Origin of the sequence: Brevibacillus choshinensis (assembly GCF_016811915.1) — a bacterium.
Taxonomy (GTDB): domain Bacteria; phylum Bacillota; class Bacilli; order Brevibacillales; family Brevibacillaceae; genus Brevibacillus; species Brevibacillus choshinensis_A.
Genome location: NZ_CP069127.1, coordinates 3,890,422 through 3,909,244, shown reverse-complemented (window position 1 = coordinate 3,909,244; position 18,823 = coordinate 3,890,422). Strand labels below are relative to the sequence as shown.

Sequence of the window (18,823 nt, the reverse complement as noted above, 5' to 3'; positions counted from 1 at the left end):
GTGGGCGCCATGAATTTGATTCATTCATTCCGAATCGTTGCAATCGTGATGCTGGTGGCCGTTTTGCTGCAGGCTTGCTCTTCCAACGCCTTTGATGCGGAGAATCCAAAAGAGTACGGCATCAATGGAGTTTACTTAGGACAAAACATCAAAGAGGCAATGGATATCCTAAAGCCGACCAAGGCAGATTTTATGGACATGGTATCGAGGCAGACCTACACTGTCGATCAGATGGCTCAAGGCGCGGGAGAAGCAGTGATGGGGATGCTGCTGCTGGATCGGACTCAGCTCATTCTGAAGGTGAATGCGGGGAAGGTCGTGTCCATCATGTTGGGAGGAGTTCCGCAGGAAGACGCACAGAAGTTCAAAACAGCGCGCGGACTGACCATGTATGACTCGGCTGAACAACTGAAAAAGCTCTACGGCGAAGGCACGGGAGACAAGGAGATTGTCTACCAGGGAAAGCAGTACAAGGCTAACTTTGGGATTGCAGAAAATAAAGTGGCATGGATGCGATTCGACAGCTTATGAGCGAAAGGGAAGGGCGTGCAGAAGATGTACGCTCTTCCCTTTTTTTGAGCCGTTCAAACGTGATCGCCGCGATGGACCCATCTGACAGAGAGCTGGTACGCTCGTGCAATACCTTCTACGAGGTCTGGAAGGGAGCTGTCGATGATGAATACCGTAGAGAACGTAGAGGGATCAGAAAATTGGCCATGCACATGCTCGCGAAGCTGTTCCTCGGCTGCCCAGCGATCCTTTTCGCTCCCTTTGTCGTCGGACAGCGTGAACAATGCCACCCGCTCTGCGTACAGATACAGATGACCGTTTTGTGAGAGGAAGCCTATGTCCTCCAGCGATGCCATTTCGATGGCTTCGGGAAGCAGGAGGAGTGAGAATACATCGCCTAACATGTTGGGCCTGGCGAGTATCGCCTCTAGCTTGTCTCGATCCTCCTCGCCCTCTACGACGAAAAGCAGTTTGTCTCGGTCAAAGACATTGACATCGTCACCAATTTTATGTATGACTTGAGCATAGAAGCCCGGCAATTTGCCATCGGGCACCTGAATTTCTACGCCGTACATGTGGCGCATACCTTTCACCTCACATCTTTGCCATTTATCCTATCGTATCAAAAAATCGAGGAGGTTCCTATGAGCGAACAACAACTCTCCATTCAGACTTTTCCATTGGGCGCATTCCAGACCAATGCCTATGTGCTGACCCATACTGGCACCGGCGAGACGATTGTCATCGATCCGGGAATGGAGCCGGCTGCCTTATTGCAGGCCATCCGACAGAAAAACGTAGTAGCCGTCCTGCTGACGCATGCCCACCTAGACCATATCGGTGGATTAAATGAGGTCTGTGCATTGACCAAGGCGCCTGTCTACATTCATCCACTGGAGCAGGAATGGCTGACGAATCCTGACTTGAACGGATCCAGTCGATGGAATCTGCCTGAGCCGATTGTGTGCGAGCGTGCTGAATATGAGCTGGAAGATGGGCAGACGCTTCAAATCGCCGGATTTTCGATTCAAGTCATGCATACTCCGGGCCATTCTCCTGGAAGCTGCTCATTTGTAATCGGCAGACATTGCTTCGGTGGAGATGTGTTGTTCGCTCAGAGCATCGGGCGCACGGATTTGCCTGGTGGCGATTATGAAACGTTGATGATCAGCATTCAGGATAAGCTGTTTGAGCTGGACGATGATACGATCGTCTATCCGGGACACGGACCGAAAACGACGATTGACTCAGAAAAAACCTTCAATCCATTCGTGACAGGGTTGTTACGATAAAGAAGGGAAGTCGGGAATCGCATCCGTATTTTTGGAGGAATTTAGGGAAAGCCGGCGAAATGGGTAGGGTCACAAGGAAAAAGGAGAAGGAAGCATGAATGTAAAATGGTGTCGTTGGGTCGCCATTCTTGCTATTGGCTGTATGAGTATTACGGGTTGTGTCCCGCCTGTCGCCAATCAGGAAAAGCCCGCCACTGCTCCAGCTGAGTCGGCATCCCAGACCCTTCCTGCCGCACCTTCGTCGGACGTGCCATCCAGTGAGGAACCCGCACCAGCCCAAGAGCAAGCTGCCTCGCGTTTCCCTGAGCAGCGCCTGTCCCTGATGGCTGTGGGGGATATTATGATGCACCAGGAGCAATTGGATGCGGCGTGGAATCCAGCGACCAAGAAATATGATTTTCATTCGTTTTTTACGAACGTCGTCCCACTGTTCCAAGAAGCGGATTGGGTCATCGGCAACCTGGAGACTACCATGAGCGGCAGTGCAGCCGGATATTCGGGCTACCCCATGTTCAATTCCCCGGCTGAGCTGGGCCACACCCTCAAGGAAGTCGGTTTCACAGCCGTATCTACGGCAAACAATCACTCGCTGGATCGAAAGGGGCCCGGCATCCTGCAGACAATCAAGCATCTCGACGAAGCAGGGCTGCTGCATACGGGAACCTTTGCCAGTCCAGAAGAACGCGATGAGCCACTCTTGCTGAAGAAAAATGGCTTTACTCTGGCACTGCTATCGTATACGTACGGGACAAATGGCATTCCGATCCCGGAAGGCAAGCCCTACATGATCAATCTGATTGACCCCGCGCTCATAAAGAAAGACATTGCCCATGCCCGCGAAAAGGGAGCAGATTTAGTGGCCGTAGCCTTGCACTTCGGAGTCGAGTACCAGCGAATGCCGAACGAGGCGCAAAAAAAGACGGCGGAGCAGGTCATTCGGGATGGAGCAGATCTGATTTTGGGGGCTCATCCGCACGTGGTTCAGCCGTACGAATGGAAGACGGTGACCCTAGAGGACGGCCGAGAGCACAAAGGTCTGATCACCTACTCATTGGGGAATTTCATTTCCGCCCAGCGCTGGGATTACAAAGACGTAGGTGCCATTCTCAAGCTTACTCTAAAAAAAGACGCGTCAGGTGCAGCCAGCATTGAGAGCGCCGAGATGATTCCGACATATGTACATTTCTTTCGCAAGTCAGGCAAACGCAATTATGTCATTTATCCTGTGCCGCAAACGTTGGCCAAGCTGCAAAATGGGGAGAAATATCCGACTTTGACCAAAGACGCGATTGCGTATATGAAGCGTCTGGAAAATGAAATGGCCGTGCACGTGGGCACCTTTGTTTCCACGAAAAAAGCCAGCTGAATAAGCTGGCCTTATTTCTTTCCAAAACCAAACGGCAGATTCAAGCGCAAACGAAGCTTGAGCTCTTCGTTCAACATGGTGATGCCCTCCACTTGAATATTGGGCGAGATGAGTCCCGGATAGAAGCCGAGATCGTACATTTTCTCCATTTCCTCCACAGTGGATGCCGGGAGGGCGAATCCGTCGAAATAGAGCTCGGAAATATGAAACTTGAGCTGGACGGGGGAAACGAGCTCGTAGCCGCCGACGAGACGCAGCTGCATGTGATCATAAGTCCCATCGACTATCAGCTTGTTGTCATCGAAGGAAAAGTGCGACTGCTTGAATAATTCATCTTTGTTCATGAGAAACTGGTTAAACTCATCTTGCTTGATCGTCAGCGTGTGTGAAAAAAGTCCATCTGACTGAATGCGATCGGGAGTGGCGAGCTCAGGTACCTGTACCATGACGTCTGCCAAGAGTCCGAAAAACGTCTGGAACGCAGGAAGCCCCCGTTTTTGCCAATCCACAATGAGGTTATCCATGAGCGCCTCAACAGCTGTGGGGTCGTCCAGCTTTTGTACGTTTTTCTCCTTTTCCGCTTGCACGGCAAGCATCTCAGCCAATTGCGTCTCGTACTTTTTTCGCAAATCCTTTAGCTGTGCGAGGCGGTTATGCTCATCCTGCTGCATGGAGAAAAGTTTTGTTCGCTCTGCCTGGTACGATTCCAGGCGATCCATATCCCGCTCATAGAGAATTTGAATAAAATCGAACATCAATAAGAACTCATTGAAATTTTCCGCATTTAAGAGCAGAGTCAGAAGATTGGCGCGCTCGCCGGTATAGTAAGCTCTCGCCACTTCTCCTGCATGACGATGCATGGCTTCGATGACCAGCTTTTGACGCTTCAGATCCAGCTCTAGCTGAGCGATATCCCCTTGTGTCCTTGTCTCTTCCGCCTTGATGAGAGTGAGAGTGCGCTCCAGTTCTTTTTGAGTAAAATGCTGCTGCAAAATCAGCTGCTCCAAAGAAACGGGCTTCTCTTCCTCGGCGAATACCGTCAGTGGACATACAAGAAGGAACAGGATGAGCAGAAATTTGCGCATGATTTCACCTTTTGTTTCGTGATGGGAAGCGGTGTACCCGGTGTCGCACCTTTTCTCTCCACATTGTATGACTTCTTTTCGTATTATAGCCTTATACGGATGAATTTGGATAGCAGGAGAAGAGCCCAATGAATCTATACACAGTGATCCGAGAGGAAATGGCGAAACGGCCGGAAAAGGCAATCCCCTTTTCACGGTACATGGAGCTGGCTTTGTACCATCCCGCCTATGGCTACTATATGTCAGACAAGCCCAAAGTAGGAAAAGGAGGAGATTTTTTCACGAGTGCATCTGTACATCCGGTCTTCGGTGAGACCATTGCGGATGCCGTGGTGGAAATGTGGCGGGCAGGGAAGGCAGAGGCTCCTGTTCTGGTTGAGATCGGAGGGGGAACAGGCTCGCTTTGCCGGAATATGCTGGACCGCTTGAAGGAAGCTGCACCTGAGCTGTATCAAGACATGACCGTGATGCTCATTGAATCGAGCCCTTATCATCGAAAGCTGCAGCAGGACGCCATTCTTGCACATGATGTAAAAAAAGTGTGGTATTCCTCTCTGGAAGAGGCGGTTTTGCATGAGCAAATCGAAGGGGTCATTTTATCCAACGAGTGGCTGGATGCCTTTCCTGTCCACGTAGTGGAAAAGTCAGCTTCTGGCTGGCAAGAGGTATGGGTAGCAGAGGAAGAGGGGAGGCTCCGAGAGAAGTTGGGGGACCTGACACCGGGGCTCGCAGATTATCTTGCGGAGCGCAATCTGAAAGGATCAAACGGAATGCGACTGGAAATAAACCTGGGGCTCAGCCAGGCTGCAAAAAATGTTTCGCGGCTTCTAAAAAGAGGCTACGTCTTGACGATTGACTACGGTGATCAGGAAGAGGAGCTGTACCATCCCAGCCGCAAAAACGGGACCCTCATGTGTTATTACAAACATCAAGCGCATGACGATCCATTCGCGCATCCGGGTGAGGAAGACATAACGGCGCATGTCAATTTTACCGCGTGGCGTGAGTATGGGGAGCAGGTGGGGCTTGGCGAGGTTGCATACATGAGGCAAGATCAATTTTTAATGCGCAGCGGCCTGCTGCATAAGGCTGTGGCGCATATGGACAGAGACCCGTTTACGAGTGTGGCGATGAAGCGGAATCGAGCCATCCAGCAATTGGTGGACCCGGCTGGTCTGGGCGGGCGTTTTCGGGTCATGGTACAGGCCAAGGGGATCGACCATCACGAGGGCTTGCGTTTTGTTCAACCAGCCTTTCGTTTCTAGAAGAGTACTGTGTAAAGGCATACAAAAAAGATGCTCGAAGATGAGCATCTTTTTTCATTACAGCAAGTTTTGGAGCATCATTGCGTGTTCGCCGCCGCCTAATGGCATGACGAAGAACGTGTAGTACGTGAATCCTACGAAAGACAGGAACATAAATCCAAAGAAGATGTTCAGGTACACTCTTTCCGTCAGAGCCATATAGCTCAAAGCTACAAAGAATGCGGTCAGACCGAAGAAAATAAGCGCCATTGGGTACAAGCCGCCCCAGAAAGACATCAGCGCAATAACGATGGTCCAAAAACCAAGAACGCGGTACATACGATCCATCTGTGTCCCCCCTTTTTGCATAGAACGGTAAGATTTACAAGATTCCTTCCCCATTATATAGGACGGGCGAAGGCGTGTAAACGGAAAGGTATGACGGTTTTTTGGCAGATAGGAAAATACAGGGTACGGTTTTTCAATATTGTATCACTGTATAATTACACGAATTGCATCCACCAATCATGGATTCGTCCTCACGTAATTCAATGTTCCCCAAGTACGTTTCAAATATGCCCATCAAGAGGGCGTTATGCATTTGACAAACGGAGCTGGGATGTTTCTTGGCGGTATCCGAGAACGTGCAATTGTTTACACGAAAACGAAGAGTGCCATTTGCGAGTGGTTCAATTTCCGGTTTCAGTCCTTGCGCCACCACCAATCGCTGAATGTGGGCAAGTTTTTCTTCTAAAGTAGCGGTCGAAAGCTTCAAGTCACTTTTGGCTACCGCCCGTTTTGCCATCTCAGTACCCATGCGGTGTCCCATTTTGATCAAAGCGGATTGACCAACTTCACCGAGTGAAAGCAAGGTTTCGATCGCAATGTCAGCCAGTAGCTGATAGTCGCGGGGCGGGAACTGCAGGCTTACCACTTGGTCCGACAGCGAGTACAATCGGCTTGGCCGTCCCCCTCTGCCGCTTTTGTCCGTAACGGCAGAAAGCAAATGAACGTCCTCCAACTTCGTTAAGTGCAACCGTGCCACATTCGGATGAATCGAAAAGTGATCGGCCACGTCCTGAACAGTAATCGGGTCTTTGCTGTAAGCGACATATTGGTAAATGGAAAAACGGGTGGGGTCAGCTAAAGCACTGGTTAACTTTTGAGCATCGCAATCCATGCTGTTACCCCCTTCATAAGCAAATCACCATACGTGTATCCGATTTCAGGCCAATTGTTAAGGATTGAGTGTGCAAGAGCAGCACATCCCCCAATTTCTTGCCTAGTTTTTAGATTAACTACTATTGACATAGTGTTAATAACACATTTATAATCCAAAGTAAGGAAGGTTTTTTTATTAGCTTACTTTTTGCAAGTGTTGTTTCCATGTTATGGAGCAACCGCCGCAAAACTTGTAATAAAAGGCAAGAACCGCATAGATGAGATGGAGGGGTAACCGATGGCAGTTGCTGAACGTACACATACTGGTAAATTAACGTTTTTCACGTATCCGAGCTGCACATCCTGTCGCAAAGCCAAAGCGTGGCTGGCAGAGAATGGTGTGAATTACGAAGAGCGTCACCTGTTTAAAAACCCGCCGACAGCTGAAGAGCTACTTGATATCATTAAAATGACGTCGAATGGACTGGACGAGATCCTTTCCACCAGAAGCCAACGTTTCAAGAACCTGGATGTGGACATCAATGACATGTCCGTGAAAGAGCTTCTGGAGATGTTGAGCGAAGAGCCACAGCTGCTGAAGCGTCCGATTCTGACGGACGGGGAGAATCTGATCGTAGGCTTTAACTCCTCCGCAATGAAAAATTTGCTTTCCTAACAACTGGATATCGTGTGAAAAAGAGGGGGCGCGCAGCCTCCTCTTCTTTTTGATTCTCCATAGGATTTTGTGCAGGGTGGAGGTAAAATAGAAGCGATGAGCGCCAGAAAAGGATGGGAATGAAGATGGAAACCATACAATGGGTCAAACAGGATGGCGTGGCCACCATTACATTGAATCGGCCAGAAGTACATAATGCCATCAGCATGGAGCTGGTGGATGAGCTGACAAGCGTGCTGGAAGAATGCCGTGCTGACGAGAAGGTAAAGGTCCTCATCATCACCGGAACCGGAAAAAGCTTTGTTTCCGGAGGGGATTTGAATCAGTTCATCGCGGTCCGTGGACATGAACAGGCATTCCCGCTATTACATAAAGTAGCAGAGCTGCTCTCCGCGATCGATCACTTTTCCAAGCCGGTGATTGCGATGATCAACGGGGCGGCTATCGGCGGAGGCTGTGAATTTGCAGGTGCTTGTCACTTCCGCTTCGCAAGCGATCAGGCTCTCTTCGGATTTGTTCAAATCGGGATGCACATCACCACGGGATGGGGCGGGGCCAGCCGCTTGCTGGACAAGCTCCCGGAAGCCAAGGCGCTGTCCCTTCTGCTTACCGGAGAGCGAATGCGAGCCGAGGAAGCAAAAGCCTACGGATTCGTGGACGAAATCTATCCTGCTGACAGGCTGCAAGAAGAAGTGGAGCGGTTTGCTCGCAAGATTGCTGCCCAGCCCTTAGTCGGCATCGAAGCCTACATGCGGATCTTGAGATGGAAACGGGAAGGGGTCAGCCAAGCGCAAAGGATAAGGCGTGAAGTGGATCAATGTGCGGAAATATGGGGAAGTGACGCGCATGTATCCGTGGTCCAAAAATTTTTGAGGAAACAGTAAGAGGCAGACAGTGAGAGGAGAAGGTTCCTTCCGTTTAAACATTTATTTGCTTGGACATACTTTTTCTAGTAGAAAGCGATTCTACAAGAGTAGGGAAAAGCATAGGATGAACTACATCATCCTTTTTAAAGGTAACGGGAGGGACTCATATGGTAGCTTCCAGACAAGACGCATGGACGGAAGATGACGATCTGGTGTTGGCGGAAGTCACCTTGCGCCACATTCGCGAAGGCGGTACTCAATTAGCCGCATTTGAAGAAGTGGGTCAAAGGTTGGGAAGGACAGCTGCTGCGTGCGGCTTCCGTTGGAATAGCTGCGTCCGCAAACGATACGATGCCGCCATTTCCATCGCGAAGAGCCAGCGACAGCAGTTGAAGAAAATGGGAAGAATCTCAGTGCCGCCGGTTGCTGCAGAGGTGGATCAAGTCACGGCTCCTCCAAAGCGTCAAATGCCGACACCAGTTGAGGTCGTCAATCACGAGGAAGACGAAGAACAGCAAATCGAATCCGTCATTCGTTTTCTTATGAACCAAAAAGAGTTGTCTCGTCGTGTCAAGCAGCTGGAACGAGAATTAGAAGGAAAAGAATTAGAAATAAAAGAATTGACAGAAGCCAACGAGCGGGCTAAGAAAGAGCTCGATCAAGTGCAAGGAGTCAATGAGGATTACCGCGCACTCGTACAGATCATGGAGCGTGCCCGAAAGCTTGCCTTTTTACAAGAAGAAGAGTCGACCAAGGCGATTTTTAAGATGGATGAAAATGGGAATTTGGAACGGGTGGAGAAGTAAGCCACGCGCAGAAATTGAGAAAAGCTTGGCTTTTCGCCAAGTCCAATAAAGAAAGGCTAAGCACCTAAAGGACACGAGTGTTGCTATGTTTTTCTAAGGCTTTCCAAATAAAAAAGAAGCGGTATGCAAACCGCTTCTTTTTTATTTTCGTATAAGGATAAGCTAGTCTTGCAGATCAACGTTTTCAGGCAACCATACGTAAGGATTTTCACCGCGGTCACGCATAGGGTTGTACTTGACAGGCGTAAAGTTCATTTTCAGCCAGAATTGATCAGCTCGGCAGCGGGAATTTGTCTTGATGGGGGCACCGAAGCTTTTCGCGTGGTTTACCAGAGCTGTACCGTAATCCTTATCGCGGTAATCCGGCAGCACTTCCAGCTTCCACAGCTCATAATAGTCCTGTGCAGGTTGGAAATAGCGGTCGTATTTCCCGTCGATTTTGTAGAGGCTCATGCGTGCTACCAAAAGGTCATTGTCGTAAATGCCATAGAAGGGAGACTCCGAATCGTTTTCCACGATGTTCGCCTCCAGGTCTTCCTTCATCGAAAGTTCCTCCAGGCCAAATTCGCGAAACTTCTGGAATTCCTCGAGTGTCTTATAATTGATTTGTAAACGTTTTACTTCAAACATTGGTCAGCCACTCCTCTCACAGCTCTTTACCTTCAGCCACTATGGCCTTTCTCTCTATTATACACCAAAATAGCGAAAGTCGTGGAATTTTTCTTCGACGGGGAGAGGGATTGTCAGGAAATGAATTCGCTTCCTTGGAAATTTTAAGATTTCGTTCTAGATATATGTCCTCTCTCATGGCAAAATAGGAAGTAGCGTCACATGAACAATCCGAAATTCTGTATTGGAAACGCTTTCAGTCAGATTCGGTTTGGTGAGAAAGGAGCGTTGCCATGCGTAAGGTATTAATTGCGAACCGCGGTGAAATTGCCAGGCGTATCATTCGCACGTGCAGATCGCAGGGAGTAGCGACGGTTGCTGTGTATTCGGATGCCGATCGTGATTTGCCGTTCGTCAGAGAAGCAGATGAAGCAGTGCACATAGGACCGCCTCCAGTTCCTCACAGCTATTTGAACGTGGAAGCCATCATCGGTGCTGCGAAGAGATCAGGTGCAGATGCGATCCACCCAGGCTACGGCCTGCTCTCCGAAAACGAGGCTTTCGCCCGCCGCGTCCAAGAGGAAGGAATCGTGTTTATCGGCCCAAGTCCTGAAGTCATCGGACAGATGGGTGACAAACTCACCGCGCGAAAGATCATGCAGCAAGCTGGCGTACCTGTCGTACCCGGCTGCGAAGATCCAGCGGAGACCGTGGACGAAGCCGCACAGGTCGCACAGACCATCGGATACCCGGTGATGCTCAAAGCAAGCGCAGGCGGCGGAGGAATCGGCATGCAGATTTGCCGGGACGAGAGCAGTCTTCGGCAGGCTTACCAATCCTTGCGCGGACGTGCAAAAGCTTACTTTGGCAATGACGCGATGTACGTAGAGAAATACGTGGAGCGTCCGCATCACATCGAGGTGCAAATCGCGGGAGATCAGCACGGAAATGTCGTGCATCTGTTGGAGAGAGAATGCTCCATCCAGCGCCGCCATCAGAAGGTGCTGGAGGAAAGCCCGTCTCCATTTTTGGATCCGGCTACGCGAGAGCTGCTCTGCCAATCCGCCGTACAAGCGGCGAAAGCAGTCGGATACACGGGTGTGGGTACGGTAGAATTCATCGTCGACGATTCCAAGAATTTTTACTTTCTGGAGATGAATACGCGTCTGCAGGTCGAACATCCCGTTACCGAAGAAATGACTGGTCTGGACCTGGTCGCCATGCAGCTGACGATTGCCGATGGTGAGCCTCTGCCCGTCAAACAGGAAGATGTGAAAGCACTGCGCCATGCCATCGAGCTTCGTGTGTACGCGGAAGATCCGGTGACGTTCTTGCCGTCTCCAGGCACCATCACCTTTTACCAGCCGCCCGCCATGGAGCAAGTCCGCATTGATGACGGCGTCGAGAGCGGCACACAGGTGACTCCTTTTTACGATCCGATGATAGCCAAAGTGATCATATCGGGAGCGTCGCGGACGGAAGCTGTTGAGCGAGCGAGAGAGGCCATGCAGAACTTTCAGATTACCGGAATTAAAACGAACATTCCGTTTTTGCAGGAAGTGCTGGCAGATGAGCGATTCTGCGAAGGCGAATACACGACTTGGTTTGTACAAGAGCGAGCCGCAAAATCGAACAACTAAAGGAGCGAAGGAAAATGAAACAAGTAGCAGCGAACATGGCAGGGACGGTCATTCATGTACTCGTACAAGTCGGCGACGAAGTGAGCGAGGGACAGGATGTGCTTGTTTTGGAATCCATGAAAATGGAAGTGCCGATTCCAGCGGAGGCCACCGGTAAAGTCGTGGAGATCAAAGCCAACATCGGTGATTTTGTCAATGACGGTGATATCCTCGTAGTCCTTGAATAGCTTTTCTTTTTCATCTCAAACTGAGCGGTCGCTAGGCGAAAAGGGGGCGTACGGGATGAAGGTGCAAATCGTAGAGGTCGGCCCAAGAGACGGCTTGCAAAATGAAAAGGAACATGTCTCTACTGCGGCAAAAATCCAGTTGATCGACAAGCTAGTGGCGGCTGGACTACATCGCGTAGAGGCGAGCTCGTTCGTCAATCCCAAATGGATCCCGCAGCTCGCAGATGCAGAGGAGGTCCTCAAAGGAATCACTTGGAGCAGTGATGTCACTTACAGCGCTCTCGTGCCCAATGTCCGCGGAATGGAGAGGGCAAAGGCCAGTGGCTTGACGGAAATCGCACTCTTCATGTCTGCCTCCGAGACCCACAACAAGAAAAATATAAACAAGACGATGGAGGAGACATTCCCGGTCCTTCGAGAGGTGGCACGCGAGGCCTTGGCCTTGGGAATGCGGGTGCGCGGATATGTATCAACGGTATTTGGCTGCCCGTATGAAGGCGCAGTGCCCATAGACAATAGTCGCCGGGTTACACACGAGCTGCTCGAAATGGGTGTGTTTGAAGTTTCCCTCGGAGATACGATCGGAGTGGCTACTCCCAAACAGGTACGAGAGGTCATGGAGAAGATTGTGAAAGACACTGCGACCGAGCGCTTGGCCGGTCACTTTCACGATACGCGGGGAACGGGTCTGGCCAACGTAGCGGCGGCTCTGGATGTGGGAATAAGGACGTTTGACAGCTCGATAGGCGGTCTTGGTGGTTGTCCGTACGCACCAGGCGCGGCGGGGAATATCTCGACGGAAGATCTGGTATACATGCTAAACGGGATGGACTGGGATACCGGAGTGAACCTCGAGCGGCTGCTTGAGGCAGGCGCCTTCATTCAGGAGGAGCTGGGAAGGGAGCTGCCCTCCAAAGTGCTCAAAGCTCACCTGGCTGCCGTAAAAGCATAACTGACAATTCTTTGCAGGAGGGTGAATGATGACCGTTACACTGCGAAAAGAAGGCTTCGTTGGTGTCCTTACATTAGAAAGGCCAGACGTTTTCAACTGCCTCAATCTGGATACGCTCGTGACGCTGCGTGGACGGATCGCCGATATTGCGCTGGACCGGGACATTCGCGCAGTGATTGTGACTGGATCAGGCGACAAGGCATTTTGCACGGGAGCGGACCTCAAAGAGCGCAGGAACATGTCTCCCCAGCAGGTACAGGTGTATATCCGCACCATTCGGGATACCTTTACGGAGCTGGAGAAGCTGCCAAAGCCGGTGATTGCGGCAATCAATGGCTTGGCGCTTGGCGGAGGTACCGAGCTTGCCCTGGCTTGCGATCTTCGCATCATGAGCGAGAATGCCCAGATGGGTCTGACGGAGACTGCGCTGGGAATCATTCCAGGCGCTGGAGGGACGCAGAGATTGCCGCGCCTGGTGGGAAAAGGAATCGCCAAGGAACTGATTTTCAGCGCCCGGCGTGTTCTTCCGGATGAAGCTTGGAGAATCGGGCTGGTCAATCGGGTCGTGGCTGCTGAAAAGCTGATGGAAAATGCGTACGAGCTGGCAGAGGAGATCGCTGCCAATGCACCTCTCGCGCTGGCACAGGCTAAATTCGCCATCGATTGCGGACTGGAAGTGGATCTGGCTTCCGGCTTGCAAGTGGAGAGCAATGCCTACCAGCTGCTTATACCCACCAAAGACCGATTGGAAGGTCTGGAAGCATTTCAACAAAAACGAAAACCGGCATATCGCGGAGAGTGAACAAGGGGGACGCCTATGAGCAAGCAATGGGAAGAGACGCTGCGTGAAAAAATCGCCCAGGTGGAAAAGGGGGGCGACGCCAAATACCATGAGAAGCTGAAAGAGCAAAACAAGCTGTTTGTAAGGGATCGGCTGAAGCTCTTGTTCGACGGCGAATTCATGGTCGAGGATGGCTTGTTCGCGAATGTGATGGCAGGCGATTTGCCAGCAGACGGCGTCGTGACGGCAATCGGAAAAATCCATGGACAGACGGTTTGCGTGATGGCAAATGATTCGACAGTCAAAGCAGGATCCTGGGGCTCGCGAACTGTAGAAAAAATCATCCGCATTCAGGAAACGGCCGAAAAAATGCGTGTTCCGTTGATTTATCTGGTGGACTCGGCTGGTGCTCGCATTACGGATCAGCTGGAGATGTTCCCGGGACGACGCGGCGCGGGGCGAATTTTTTACAACCAGGTAAAGCTATCGGGGAAAATCCCGCAGGTGTGCATTCTGTTTGGGCCATCCGCAGCGGGTGGGGCATACATTCCTGCGTTTTGCGATATCGTCATCATGGTCGACAAGAATGCGAGCATGTACCTCGGCTCCCCGCGCATGGCTGAAATGGTCATCGGGGAAAAGGTGACGCTGGAGGAGCTCGGCGGCGCGCGCATGCACTGCTCTGTCAGCGGGTGCGGGGATGTGCTTGCAGCCAATGAAGAGGAAGCGATCCAGTCTGCTCGCCGTTATCTGGGCTTCTTCCCCGCGAATTACACCGTGGAGCCGCCAGTGGCAGGAGCCAAGGCTCCAATAGAGACAGCCAAAGAAATCTCCGCCATCGTGCCGGAAAACCAAAATGCGGCATTCAACATGCATGATCTGATTGCAGCATTGGTGGACGAAGGCTCCTTCTACGAAATGAAGAAGCTGTTCGCGCAGGAGCTGATTACCGGACTTGCTCGCCTCGACGGCAAGCCGGTGGGAATCATAGCCAACCAGCCGCGAGTAAAAGGCGGGGTGCTGTTCGTCGATTCGGCTGACAAAGCGGCGCGTTTCATTACCCTATGCGATGCGTTTCAGATCCCGCTATTGTTCCTGGCTGACGTACCTGGCTTCATGATTGGGACTGCGGTGGAGAGAGCTGGAATCATCCGACATGGAGCGAAAATGATCTCGGCGATGGCAGAGGCCACTGTTCCCAAGATTTCCGTCATCGTCCGCAAAGCGTATGGAGCAGGCTTGTATGCCATGGCAAGCTCTGCATTTGAGCCGGATGCCTGCCTGGCGCTGCCGGGAGCTCAGATCGCCGTAATGGGTCCGGAAGCGGCTGTAAATGCAGTGTACAGCAACAAAATTCAAGCCATCGAAGACCCGCAGGAGCGTCAAAATTTCATCTTGGAGAAGCGCAAGGAATATCAGGAAGATATCGACCTCTACCTGTTGGCTTCCAATCTGATTGTGGATGCGATCATTCCGCCGAGTGATCTGCGCAAGGAATTGATCCAGCGCTATGAAGTGTACAAAGGAAAAAGACAACAATTTTCCGACCGAAAGCATCCGGTATATCCAGTGTAAAGAGTCACATAGACTGTCTTCCCTTCTGTGGGAGGCAGTCTTTTTGTTTCATGAAACGGATTTTCAGAAAAAATTTTTCGACAATTCCGATCTTTTTTGCGCCAATCAATTGAACAATCTCCTAAACTCTGTTATTCTTTAAAATAAGTATTGATTAATGTAGGTGAACAAATGCAGCTTGAAAAGGACACTTTGCAAATCGTTGTGGTTGGCGGCGGCTCTGTCGGGCTGCTGTATGCGGCTAGGCTCGCTAGAAGTGGACAGGCGGTTACGATCGTCACGCGCAGTTCACTCCAATCAAATCAATTGATGCAAAATGGGCTCTGCTATCAGCAGCTGGATGGAGAAAAGTCTGTCGTATCGATTGTTGCCCAGCCCATTGAGATGGGGCTCCCCCATGCTGATGTTTACTTGTTGAGTGTAAAACAGACAGATTTGCCTGACTTATTACCGCCGCTGAAGGATCTGCCTGCGAAAGCACGAGTGGTTGCCTTGCAAAACGGTATGGGGCATCAGGAGCTGCTCGCACAAATTTTGCCGCAGCGACAATGCTTTTTCGCGATCAATACAGAAGGGGCGAGAAGGTTGTCTGCGACAGAAGTGATGCATACGGGCAGCGGCCTTTTGCGGATGGGTCCTTGGGAGAGTGGAATGCAAGCCGATGCTGTGATGCAGGCATTCGTGGATGCCTTGCAGGAGGCAGGCGTGAACGCTCAGCTCGAAGCATCGATCAAGCCCTACGCTTGGCGCAAGCTCATGGCAAACGCATTGATTAACCCTTTGACGGCACTTTTTGACATCCCCAATGGTGCGCTCCTCGAGAATCCGCAAACGTTGCAGCTAATGCGAGAGCTCTTTTTAGAAGCATCTGCAGTCGCATCTGCACACGGACAAAAAATGAAGGAGACAGATTGGCAGGAAATTGTCACCATATGCCGAAATACTTCCCGAAATCTTTCCTCCATGCTGCAGGATGTGAAGCGGCAGAAGCAAACGGAAGTGGAAGCAATCAACGGTTACCTCGTCAAAAGAGGGCGAGAAGCCGGGATTCCCACCCCTTTGCATGACGTGCTGCTCCGCCTGGTTCTTCTGAAAACAGACGTGGGAATAGGGAAGGAGGGGGGCGACAGGAAATGACCATGCTCGCAAATGTCTGGGCCTATTTTTGGGGTACGCTGACGGTTGTGCCATTTCTCGGTTTTCCGCTTGCTTTTCTGATTGTGTATGGATGGAAGCGGGACAAGCGTTTGGCGGGCCGTTGGGCGGTGAATATCACGAATTTTTTGTTGATTCGTTCAGTCGTAGCCGCTTATAGTGTCATCTGGCCGCAGGCGTTGTCAGCCTGGTGGTGGGTGGTTTGCTTCTTCCTCGTCACGATCGCTTTGCTCGGATGGGTACAAGTGAAGTTTAGAGGAAGGCTTTCCCTGAAAAAGGTTGGATTTTCTGCATGGCGTCTGTCGTTTCTCTGGTTTGGAATTGTCTACATAGTGCTGTTTACGACCGGTATAGTCAAGACGATGGGTGTCGTATAGAGCGCTGTTGATACATATCGTATTTATTCCGATAAGAAAGAAGGTTGGAACTATGCGACTTCCCATCGAGACCATCGGCCATAAGATTAGAATGATTCGGAAAGAGCGCGGCTTTACTCTGGAGATCATGGCCAGCAAGACAGGACTCAGTAAAGGGCTGCTCAGTCAGGTAGAGCGCGGAATTTCACAGCCGTCACTGGATTCCCTGTGGAAAATTACCAAAGCGCTGGAATCACCCATCATTCATTTTTTTGAAGATATCGATCAGAAACAGGTGCACGTGACTCGCTTGCAAAAACGTCGTCAATTGGTTTTTCCTGAATCGACAGGCACGTACTCGCTGCTTTCGATGGGGGAAGCGCAAAGCTCGGCATGCTGGAGGTTCGCCTCGCACCAGGTGAAATGGTGGTGGACAAATTTGTCCAGTCTGAGGGGAAGAATGCTTCACTGTCGTCACCGGCAAAGTGACTGCTCGGTTTAATGATGAGGAGCACTTGCTGGAGCAAGGAGATAGCATCTCTTTCGACAGCAGCAAGAATCATTCGGTTGAAAATACCGGTGAGGATGAAGCTTTGCTCATCTGGACCGTTACCCCCCACAATTTTAAAGCGACTTCGAATGGTCAACACGCGCATGAGAGTATAGATCCAGCGAAGGTTTTCCGATCCGATTCGGTCGGAAAAACTCGTCCCTACACTTTGACAACCCATAAATGCGGGTTGTCTTGTTTTTTGTAGGAGAGGAGCATGGTATAATTTGCAGTGACCATGGCCCTAAGAAAGGTGAGCTTGCATGAATGTTGAATGTCTAGCGCTTCCGTTGGCGAATCGGCTGGCGCACGAATACCAGCAGGGGAATGCTTCCGCGCTGCAATTTTTTGCTTATCATCCATATGAGATGCAGGCGTATCAGGAACGTTTGGAGTGGCTTCGCGGTCGTAGCATCCAGCATCGGGAAAAGTTGACGGAAGGCTTATATACGTATAATAAAAAGATCGGGAATAAGGAGGAGGCGCTGAGTCAGATTGAGCTGCTCAGACGTCCGGATACGTATGTCGTCATCGGCGGACAGCAGGCAGGCGTATTGACTGGGCCTCTTTATACCATCCACAAAGCGATTCATTTGATTCAATCGGCTAAAAAGCTGTCCCAGGAACTGAATGTGAATGTCGTGCCAGTCTTCTGGATCGCAGGAGAAGACCACGACATCGATGAAATCGACCACGTCTATTGGCTGGCTGACAGAGAGACTCGCCTGCACAAGGAACGGCTGAACTTGAATAAAAAAGGACGCATGTCTGCCAGCAGTCTGCCGTTGGACGAGGAAGCCTGTCAACAGTTTCTCGCGCAGTTTTTCCACGGACAAACGGAGACAGGGGAAACAGCGTCGATTCGCGAGCTGGTCGAAACGACAGCCGCTGCATCAGAAAATGTTGCAGAGTGGTTCGCTCGCCTGATGGCGCAGCTGTTTGGCAAGCATGGACTGATTTTGGTGGAATCTTCACTGCCGTTTGTAAGAGAGCTGGAAAGCCCGATTTTCCACACGGTGATCGAAAAGAACGAGCAAATCGCGGATCTTTTGCTGAAGGCAGCGGATCGCATTGCTACGGCGGGTTATCCTTTGCAGCTGCAGGTAGAAGAGCACCAGGCGAACCTCTTTTTGTACGAAGGAAAAGACCGATTGCTGTTGGAGCGGCAAAAAGACCGCTTTGTGAACCGAAAAGCCGCCTACAGTCGTGAGGAGCTGTTGAAATTAGCAGCAGAGCATCCGGAGCGCTTCAGTGCGAATGTCGTGACGCGCGGTTTGATGCAAGAGCATCTTTTCCCTTCCCTCGCTTTCATCGGAGGACCGGGCGAAGTCGCGTATTGGGCGTATTATCGGGAGGTCTTCGAGCTGTTTGGAATGCGGATGCCAATCGTGCTGCCGCGGATGTCCATCACGTTGATGGAGGGGGCAAAAGAAAGGCTTCTGGAGGAGTTTGAGCTTACTGTCGAGGATGTTTTGACGCGATTTGGGACCTGGAAGGAAGAGTGGATGGAGCGGCAAGAACCTCATCCCTTGCAACAGCAATTCGCCCAGGCACGTGAGACCATTCAGACGGCGTATCGTCCACTGGTAGAAGAGGTGGTACGACTGGACGCAGGATTGCGGCATCTGGCGGACAAAAATGCCGAGCTGTTACTTGCCCAGGTAGCGTTTCTTGAAAAGCGCCTGGTTCGCGCACTTCAGCAGCGAGACGATGTTGCGCACACGCGTTTGCGCCGTATCGAGGCGTTCCTCCTGCCAGAGGGTGGCTTGCAGGAAAGAAAGCTCACGTTTTTGCCGTTTGCCAACAAATATGGCTTGGGACTTCTGGATCGTCTGGTCGAAGCTCCTTTTGCCCATGACGGTACTCATCAGATTTATTACGTTTGACAGGAAAAGAAAGCAAAAATGTCGAAAGCCAAATGATCGGGGGAATGTCGATCGTTTGGCTTTTTCCTTGTTCCCCCAGATTTGGT

22 protein-coding genes are annotated in these 18,823 nt (G+C 51.0%); 17 read left to right on the top strand and 5 right to left on the bottom strand.

From position 1 onward, the window contains the following. Nucleotides 1–9 precede the first annotated feature (9 nt). Nucleotides 10–531, top strand: a complete 522-nt coding sequence (locus tag JNE38_RS19645) for a hypothetical protein (RefSeq protein ID WP_203255299.1) — start codon at nucleotides 10–12, stop codon at nucleotides 529–531. A 53-nt stretch (nucleotides 532–584) separates the two neighbouring features. Here JNE38_RS19645 and JNE38_RS19640 read toward each other — a convergent pair whose 3' ends face one another. Further along, the gene (locus JNE38_RS19640; RefSeq protein WP_203255298.1) at nucleotides 585–1,094 is read right to left on the bottom strand and encodes a hypothetical protein; all 510 of its coding nucleotides are present in this window, start codon (nucleotides 1,092–1,094) and stop codon (nucleotides 585–587) included. A gap of 60 nt (nucleotides 1,095–1,154) precedes the next feature. Between JNE38_RS19640 and JNE38_RS19635 the strand changes: the two genes are divergently transcribed. Then, entirely contained in the window at nucleotides 1,155–1,802 is a 648-nt protein-coding gene (locus JNE38_RS19635; protein ID WP_203255297.1) for an MBL fold metallo-hydrolase, read from the top strand. Nucleotides 1,803–1,896: 94 nt separating this feature from the next. After that, complete coding sequence (locus JNE38_RS19630) at nucleotides 1,897–3,168, top strand: CapA family protein (protein ID WP_203255296.1); 1,272 nt, start codon at nucleotides 1,897–1,899, stop codon at nucleotides 3,166–3,168. 11 nt (nucleotides 3,169–3,179) lie between these two features. On the opposite strand, the gene JNE38_RS19625 is transcribed toward JNE38_RS19630, so the two are convergent. Beyond that, nucleotides 3,180–4,253, bottom strand: coding sequence for a coiled-coil domain-containing protein (locus JNE38_RS19625; RefSeq protein WP_203255295.1), 1,074 nt, complete (start codon nucleotides 4,251–4,253; stop codon nucleotides 3,180–3,182). Between the two features lie 128 nt (nucleotides 4,254–4,381). Between JNE38_RS19625 and JNE38_RS19620 the strand changes: the two genes are divergently transcribed. After that, nucleotides 4,382–5,518, top strand: a complete 1,137-nt coding sequence (locus JNE38_RS19620) for a class I SAM-dependent methyltransferase (protein ID WP_203255294.1) — start codon at nucleotides 4,382–4,384, stop codon at nucleotides 5,516–5,518. A 57-nt stretch (nucleotides 5,519–5,575) separates the two neighbouring features. On the opposite strand, the gene JNE38_RS19615 is transcribed toward JNE38_RS19620, so the two are convergent. Continuing rightward, entirely contained in the window at nucleotides 5,576–5,845 is a 270-nt protein-coding gene (locus tag JNE38_RS19615) for a DUF2626 domain-containing protein (protein WP_203255293.1), read from the bottom strand. Between the two features lie 133 nt (nucleotides 5,846–5,978). Then, a complete protein-coding gene (locus tag JNE38_RS19610; RefSeq protein ID WP_203255292.1) occupies nucleotides 5,979–6,677 on the bottom strand; it encodes a helix-turn-helix transcriptional regulator in 699 nt (232 codons plus the stop codon). A 279-nt stretch (nucleotides 6,678–6,956) separates the two neighbouring features. Here JNE38_RS19610 and JNE38_RS19605 point away from each other — a divergent pair, with 279 nt between their 5' ends. The 3 genes from JNE38_RS19605 (at nucleotide 6,957) to JNE38_RS19595 (ending at nucleotide 9,006) form a co-directional block, all read left to right on the top strand. Beyond that, nucleotides 6,957–7,334, top strand: coding sequence for a Spx/MgsR family RNA polymerase-binding regulatory protein (locus JNE38_RS19605; protein WP_203255291.1), 378 nt, complete (start codon nucleotides 6,957–6,959; stop codon nucleotides 7,332–7,334). A 125-nt stretch (nucleotides 7,335–7,459) separates the two neighbouring features. Next, complete coding sequence (locus JNE38_RS19600) at nucleotides 7,460–8,218, top strand: enoyl-CoA hydratase/isomerase family protein (RefSeq protein WP_203255290.1); 759 nt, start codon at nucleotides 7,460–7,462, stop codon at nucleotides 8,216–8,218. A gap of 149 nt (nucleotides 8,219–8,367) precedes the next feature. Beyond that, on the top strand, nucleotides 8,368–9,006 hold the full coding sequence (locus JNE38_RS19595) for an RsfA family transcriptional regulator (protein ID WP_203255289.1): 639 nt from the start codon (nucleotides 8,368–8,370) through the stop codon (nucleotides 9,004–9,006). 162 nt (nucleotides 9,007–9,168) lie between these two features. Here the strand turns inward: JNE38_RS19595 and JNE38_RS19590 are convergent, their stop codons facing one another. After that, nucleotides 9,169–9,636 (bottom strand): N-acetyltransferase, encoded by a 468-nt coding sequence (locus tag JNE38_RS19590; protein ID WP_203255288.1) that lies wholly within the window; start codon nucleotides 9,634–9,636, stop codon nucleotides 9,169–9,171. A gap of 272 nt (nucleotides 9,637–9,908) precedes the next feature. On the opposite strand from JNE38_RS19590, the gene JNE38_RS19585 reads away from it, so the two are divergent. From JNE38_RS19585 to bshC, 10 genes are all read left to right on the top strand, one after another. Next, on the top strand, nucleotides 9,909–11,255 hold the full coding sequence (locus JNE38_RS19585; protein WP_203255287.1) for an acetyl-CoA carboxylase biotin carboxylase subunit: 1,347 nt from the start codon (nucleotides 9,909–9,911) through the stop codon (nucleotides 11,253–11,255). A 14-nt stretch (nucleotides 11,256–11,269) separates the two neighbouring features. Beyond that, the gene (locus JNE38_RS19580; RefSeq protein ID WP_203255286.1) at nucleotides 11,270–11,482 is read left to right on the top strand and encodes an acetyl-CoA carboxylase biotin carboxyl carrier protein subunit; all 213 of its coding nucleotides are present in this window, start codon (nucleotides 11,270–11,272) and stop codon (nucleotides 11,480–11,482) included. A 55-nt stretch (nucleotides 11,483–11,537) separates the two neighbouring features. Further along, nucleotides 11,538–12,434, top strand: a complete 897-nt coding sequence (locus JNE38_RS19575) for a hydroxymethylglutaryl-CoA lyase (protein WP_203255285.1) — start codon at nucleotides 11,538–11,540, stop codon at nucleotides 12,432–12,434. Nucleotides 12,435–12,462: 28 nt separating this feature from the next. Then, on the top strand, nucleotides 12,463–13,236 hold the full coding sequence (locus JNE38_RS19570) for an enoyl-CoA hydratase-related protein (protein WP_203357650.1): 774 nt from the start codon (nucleotides 12,463–12,465) through the stop codon (nucleotides 13,234–13,236). A 15-nt stretch (nucleotides 13,237–13,251) separates the two neighbouring features. After that, on the top strand, nucleotides 13,252–14,790 hold the full coding sequence (locus JNE38_RS19565; protein WP_203255284.1) for an acyl-CoA carboxylase subunit beta: 1,539 nt from the start codon (nucleotides 13,252–13,254) through the stop codon (nucleotides 14,788–14,790). A gap of 171 nt (nucleotides 14,791–14,961) precedes the next feature. Beyond that, the gene (locus JNE38_RS19560; protein WP_203255283.1) at nucleotides 14,962–15,927 is read left to right on the top strand and encodes a ketopantoate reductase family protein; all 966 of its coding nucleotides are present in this window, start codon (nucleotides 14,962–14,964) and stop codon (nucleotides 15,925–15,927) included. Then, nucleotides 15,924–16,322 carry a DUF3397 domain-containing protein gene (locus JNE38_RS19555; protein ID WP_203255282.1) on the top strand — a complete coding sequence of 133 codons (399 nt, stop codon included), beginning with the start codon at nucleotides 15,924–15,926 and terminating at the stop codon, nucleotides 16,320–16,322. Before JNE38_RS19560 ends, JNE38_RS19555 begins: the two co-directional genes overlap by 4 nt. A 52-nt stretch (nucleotides 16,323–16,374) precedes the next feature. Next, entirely contained in the window at nucleotides 16,375–16,803 is a 429-nt protein-coding gene (locus JNE38_RS30740) for a helix-turn-helix domain-containing protein (RefSeq protein ID WP_238933383.1), read from the top strand. Next, entirely contained in the window at nucleotides 16,787–17,059 is a 273-nt protein-coding gene (locus JNE38_RS30735; RefSeq protein ID WP_238933382.1) for a cupin domain-containing protein, read from the top strand. Before JNE38_RS30740 ends, JNE38_RS30735 begins: the two co-directional genes overlap by 17 nt. A gap of 55 nt (nucleotides 17,060–17,114) precedes the next feature. Then, nucleotides 17,115–18,737 carry a bacillithiol biosynthesis cysteine-adding enzyme BshC gene (bshC, locus tag JNE38_RS19545; protein WP_203255281.1) on the top strand — a complete coding sequence of 541 codons (1,623 nt, stop codon included), beginning with the start codon at nucleotides 17,115–17,117 and terminating at the stop codon, nucleotides 18,735–18,737. The last annotated feature ends 86 nt before the right edge of the window (nucleotides 18,738–18,823 follow it).

Excerpts from the sequence above, each read along its gene's own strand:
- JNE38_RS19645 (WP_203255299.1), top strand. The coding sequence starts at position 10 with ATGAATTTGATTCATTCATTCCGAATCGTTGCAATCGTGATGCTGGTG.
- JNE38_RS19640 (WP_203255298.1), bottom strand. The coding sequence starts at position 1,094 with ATGCGCCACATGTACGGCGTAGAAATTCAGGTGCCCGATGGCAAATTG.
- JNE38_RS19635 (WP_203255297.1), top strand. The coding sequence starts at position 1,155 with ATGAGCGAACAACAACTCTCCATTCAGACTTTTCCATTGGGCGCATTC.
- JNE38_RS19630 (WP_203255296.1), top strand. The coding sequence starts at position 1,897 with ATGAATGTAAAATGGTGTCGTTGGGTCGCCATTCTTGCTATTGGCTGT.
- JNE38_RS19625 (WP_203255295.1), bottom strand. The coding sequence starts at position 4,253 with ATGCGCAAATTTCTGCTCATCCTGTTCCTTCTTGTATGTCCACTGACG.
- JNE38_RS19620 (WP_203255294.1), top strand. The coding sequence starts at position 4,382 with ATGAATCTATACACAGTGATCCGAGAGGAAATGGCGAAACGGCCGGAA.
- JNE38_RS19615 (WP_203255293.1), bottom strand. The coding sequence starts at position 5,845 with ATGGATCGTATGTACCGCGTTCTTGGTTTTTGGACCATCGTTATTGCG.
- JNE38_RS19610 (WP_203255292.1), bottom strand. The coding sequence starts at position 6,677 with ATGGATTGCGATGCTCAAAAGTTAACCAGTGCTTTAGCTGACCCCACC.
- JNE38_RS19605 (WP_203255291.1), top strand. The coding sequence starts at position 6,957 with ATGGCAGTTGCTGAACGTACACATACTGGTAAATTAACGTTTTTCACG.
- JNE38_RS19600 (WP_203255290.1), top strand. The coding sequence starts at position 7,460 with ATGGAAACCATACAATGGGTCAAACAGGATGGCGTGGCCACCATTACA.
- JNE38_RS19595 (WP_203255289.1), top strand. The coding sequence starts at position 8,368 with ATGGTAGCTTCCAGACAAGACGCATGGACGGAAGATGACGATCTGGTG.
- JNE38_RS19590 (WP_203255288.1), bottom strand. The coding sequence starts at position 9,636 with ATGTTTGAAGTAAAACGTTTACAAATCAATTATAAGACACTCGAGGAA.
- JNE38_RS19585 (WP_203255287.1), top strand. The coding sequence starts at position 9,909 with ATGCGTAAGGTATTAATTGCGAACCGCGGTGAAATTGCCAGGCGTATC.
- JNE38_RS19580 (WP_203255286.1), top strand. The coding sequence starts at position 11,270 with ATGAAACAAGTAGCAGCGAACATGGCAGGGACGGTCATTCATGTACTC.
- JNE38_RS19575 (WP_203255285.1), top strand. The coding sequence starts at position 11,538 with ATGAAGGTGCAAATCGTAGAGGTCGGCCCAAGAGACGGCTTGCAAAAT.
- JNE38_RS19570 (WP_203357650.1), top strand. The coding sequence starts at position 12,463 with ATGACCGTTACACTGCGAAAAGAAGGCTTCGTTGGTGTCCTTACATTA.
- JNE38_RS19565 (WP_203255284.1), top strand. The coding sequence starts at position 13,252 with ATGAGCAAGCAATGGGAAGAGACGCTGCGTGAAAAAATCGCCCAGGTG.
- JNE38_RS19560 (WP_203255283.1), top strand. The coding sequence starts at position 14,962 with ATGCAGCTTGAAAAGGACACTTTGCAAATCGTTGTGGTTGGCGGCGGC.
- JNE38_RS19555 (WP_203255282.1), top strand. The coding sequence starts at position 15,924 with ATGACCATGCTCGCAAATGTCTGGGCCTATTTTTGGGGTACGCTGACG.
- JNE38_RS30740 (WP_238933383.1), top strand. The coding sequence starts at position 16,375 with ATGCGACTTCCCATCGAGACCATCGGCCATAAGATTAGAATGATTCGG.
- bshC (WP_203255281.1), top strand. The coding sequence starts at position 17,115 with ATGAATGTTGAATGTCTAGCGCTTCCGTTGGCGAATCGGCTGGCGCAC.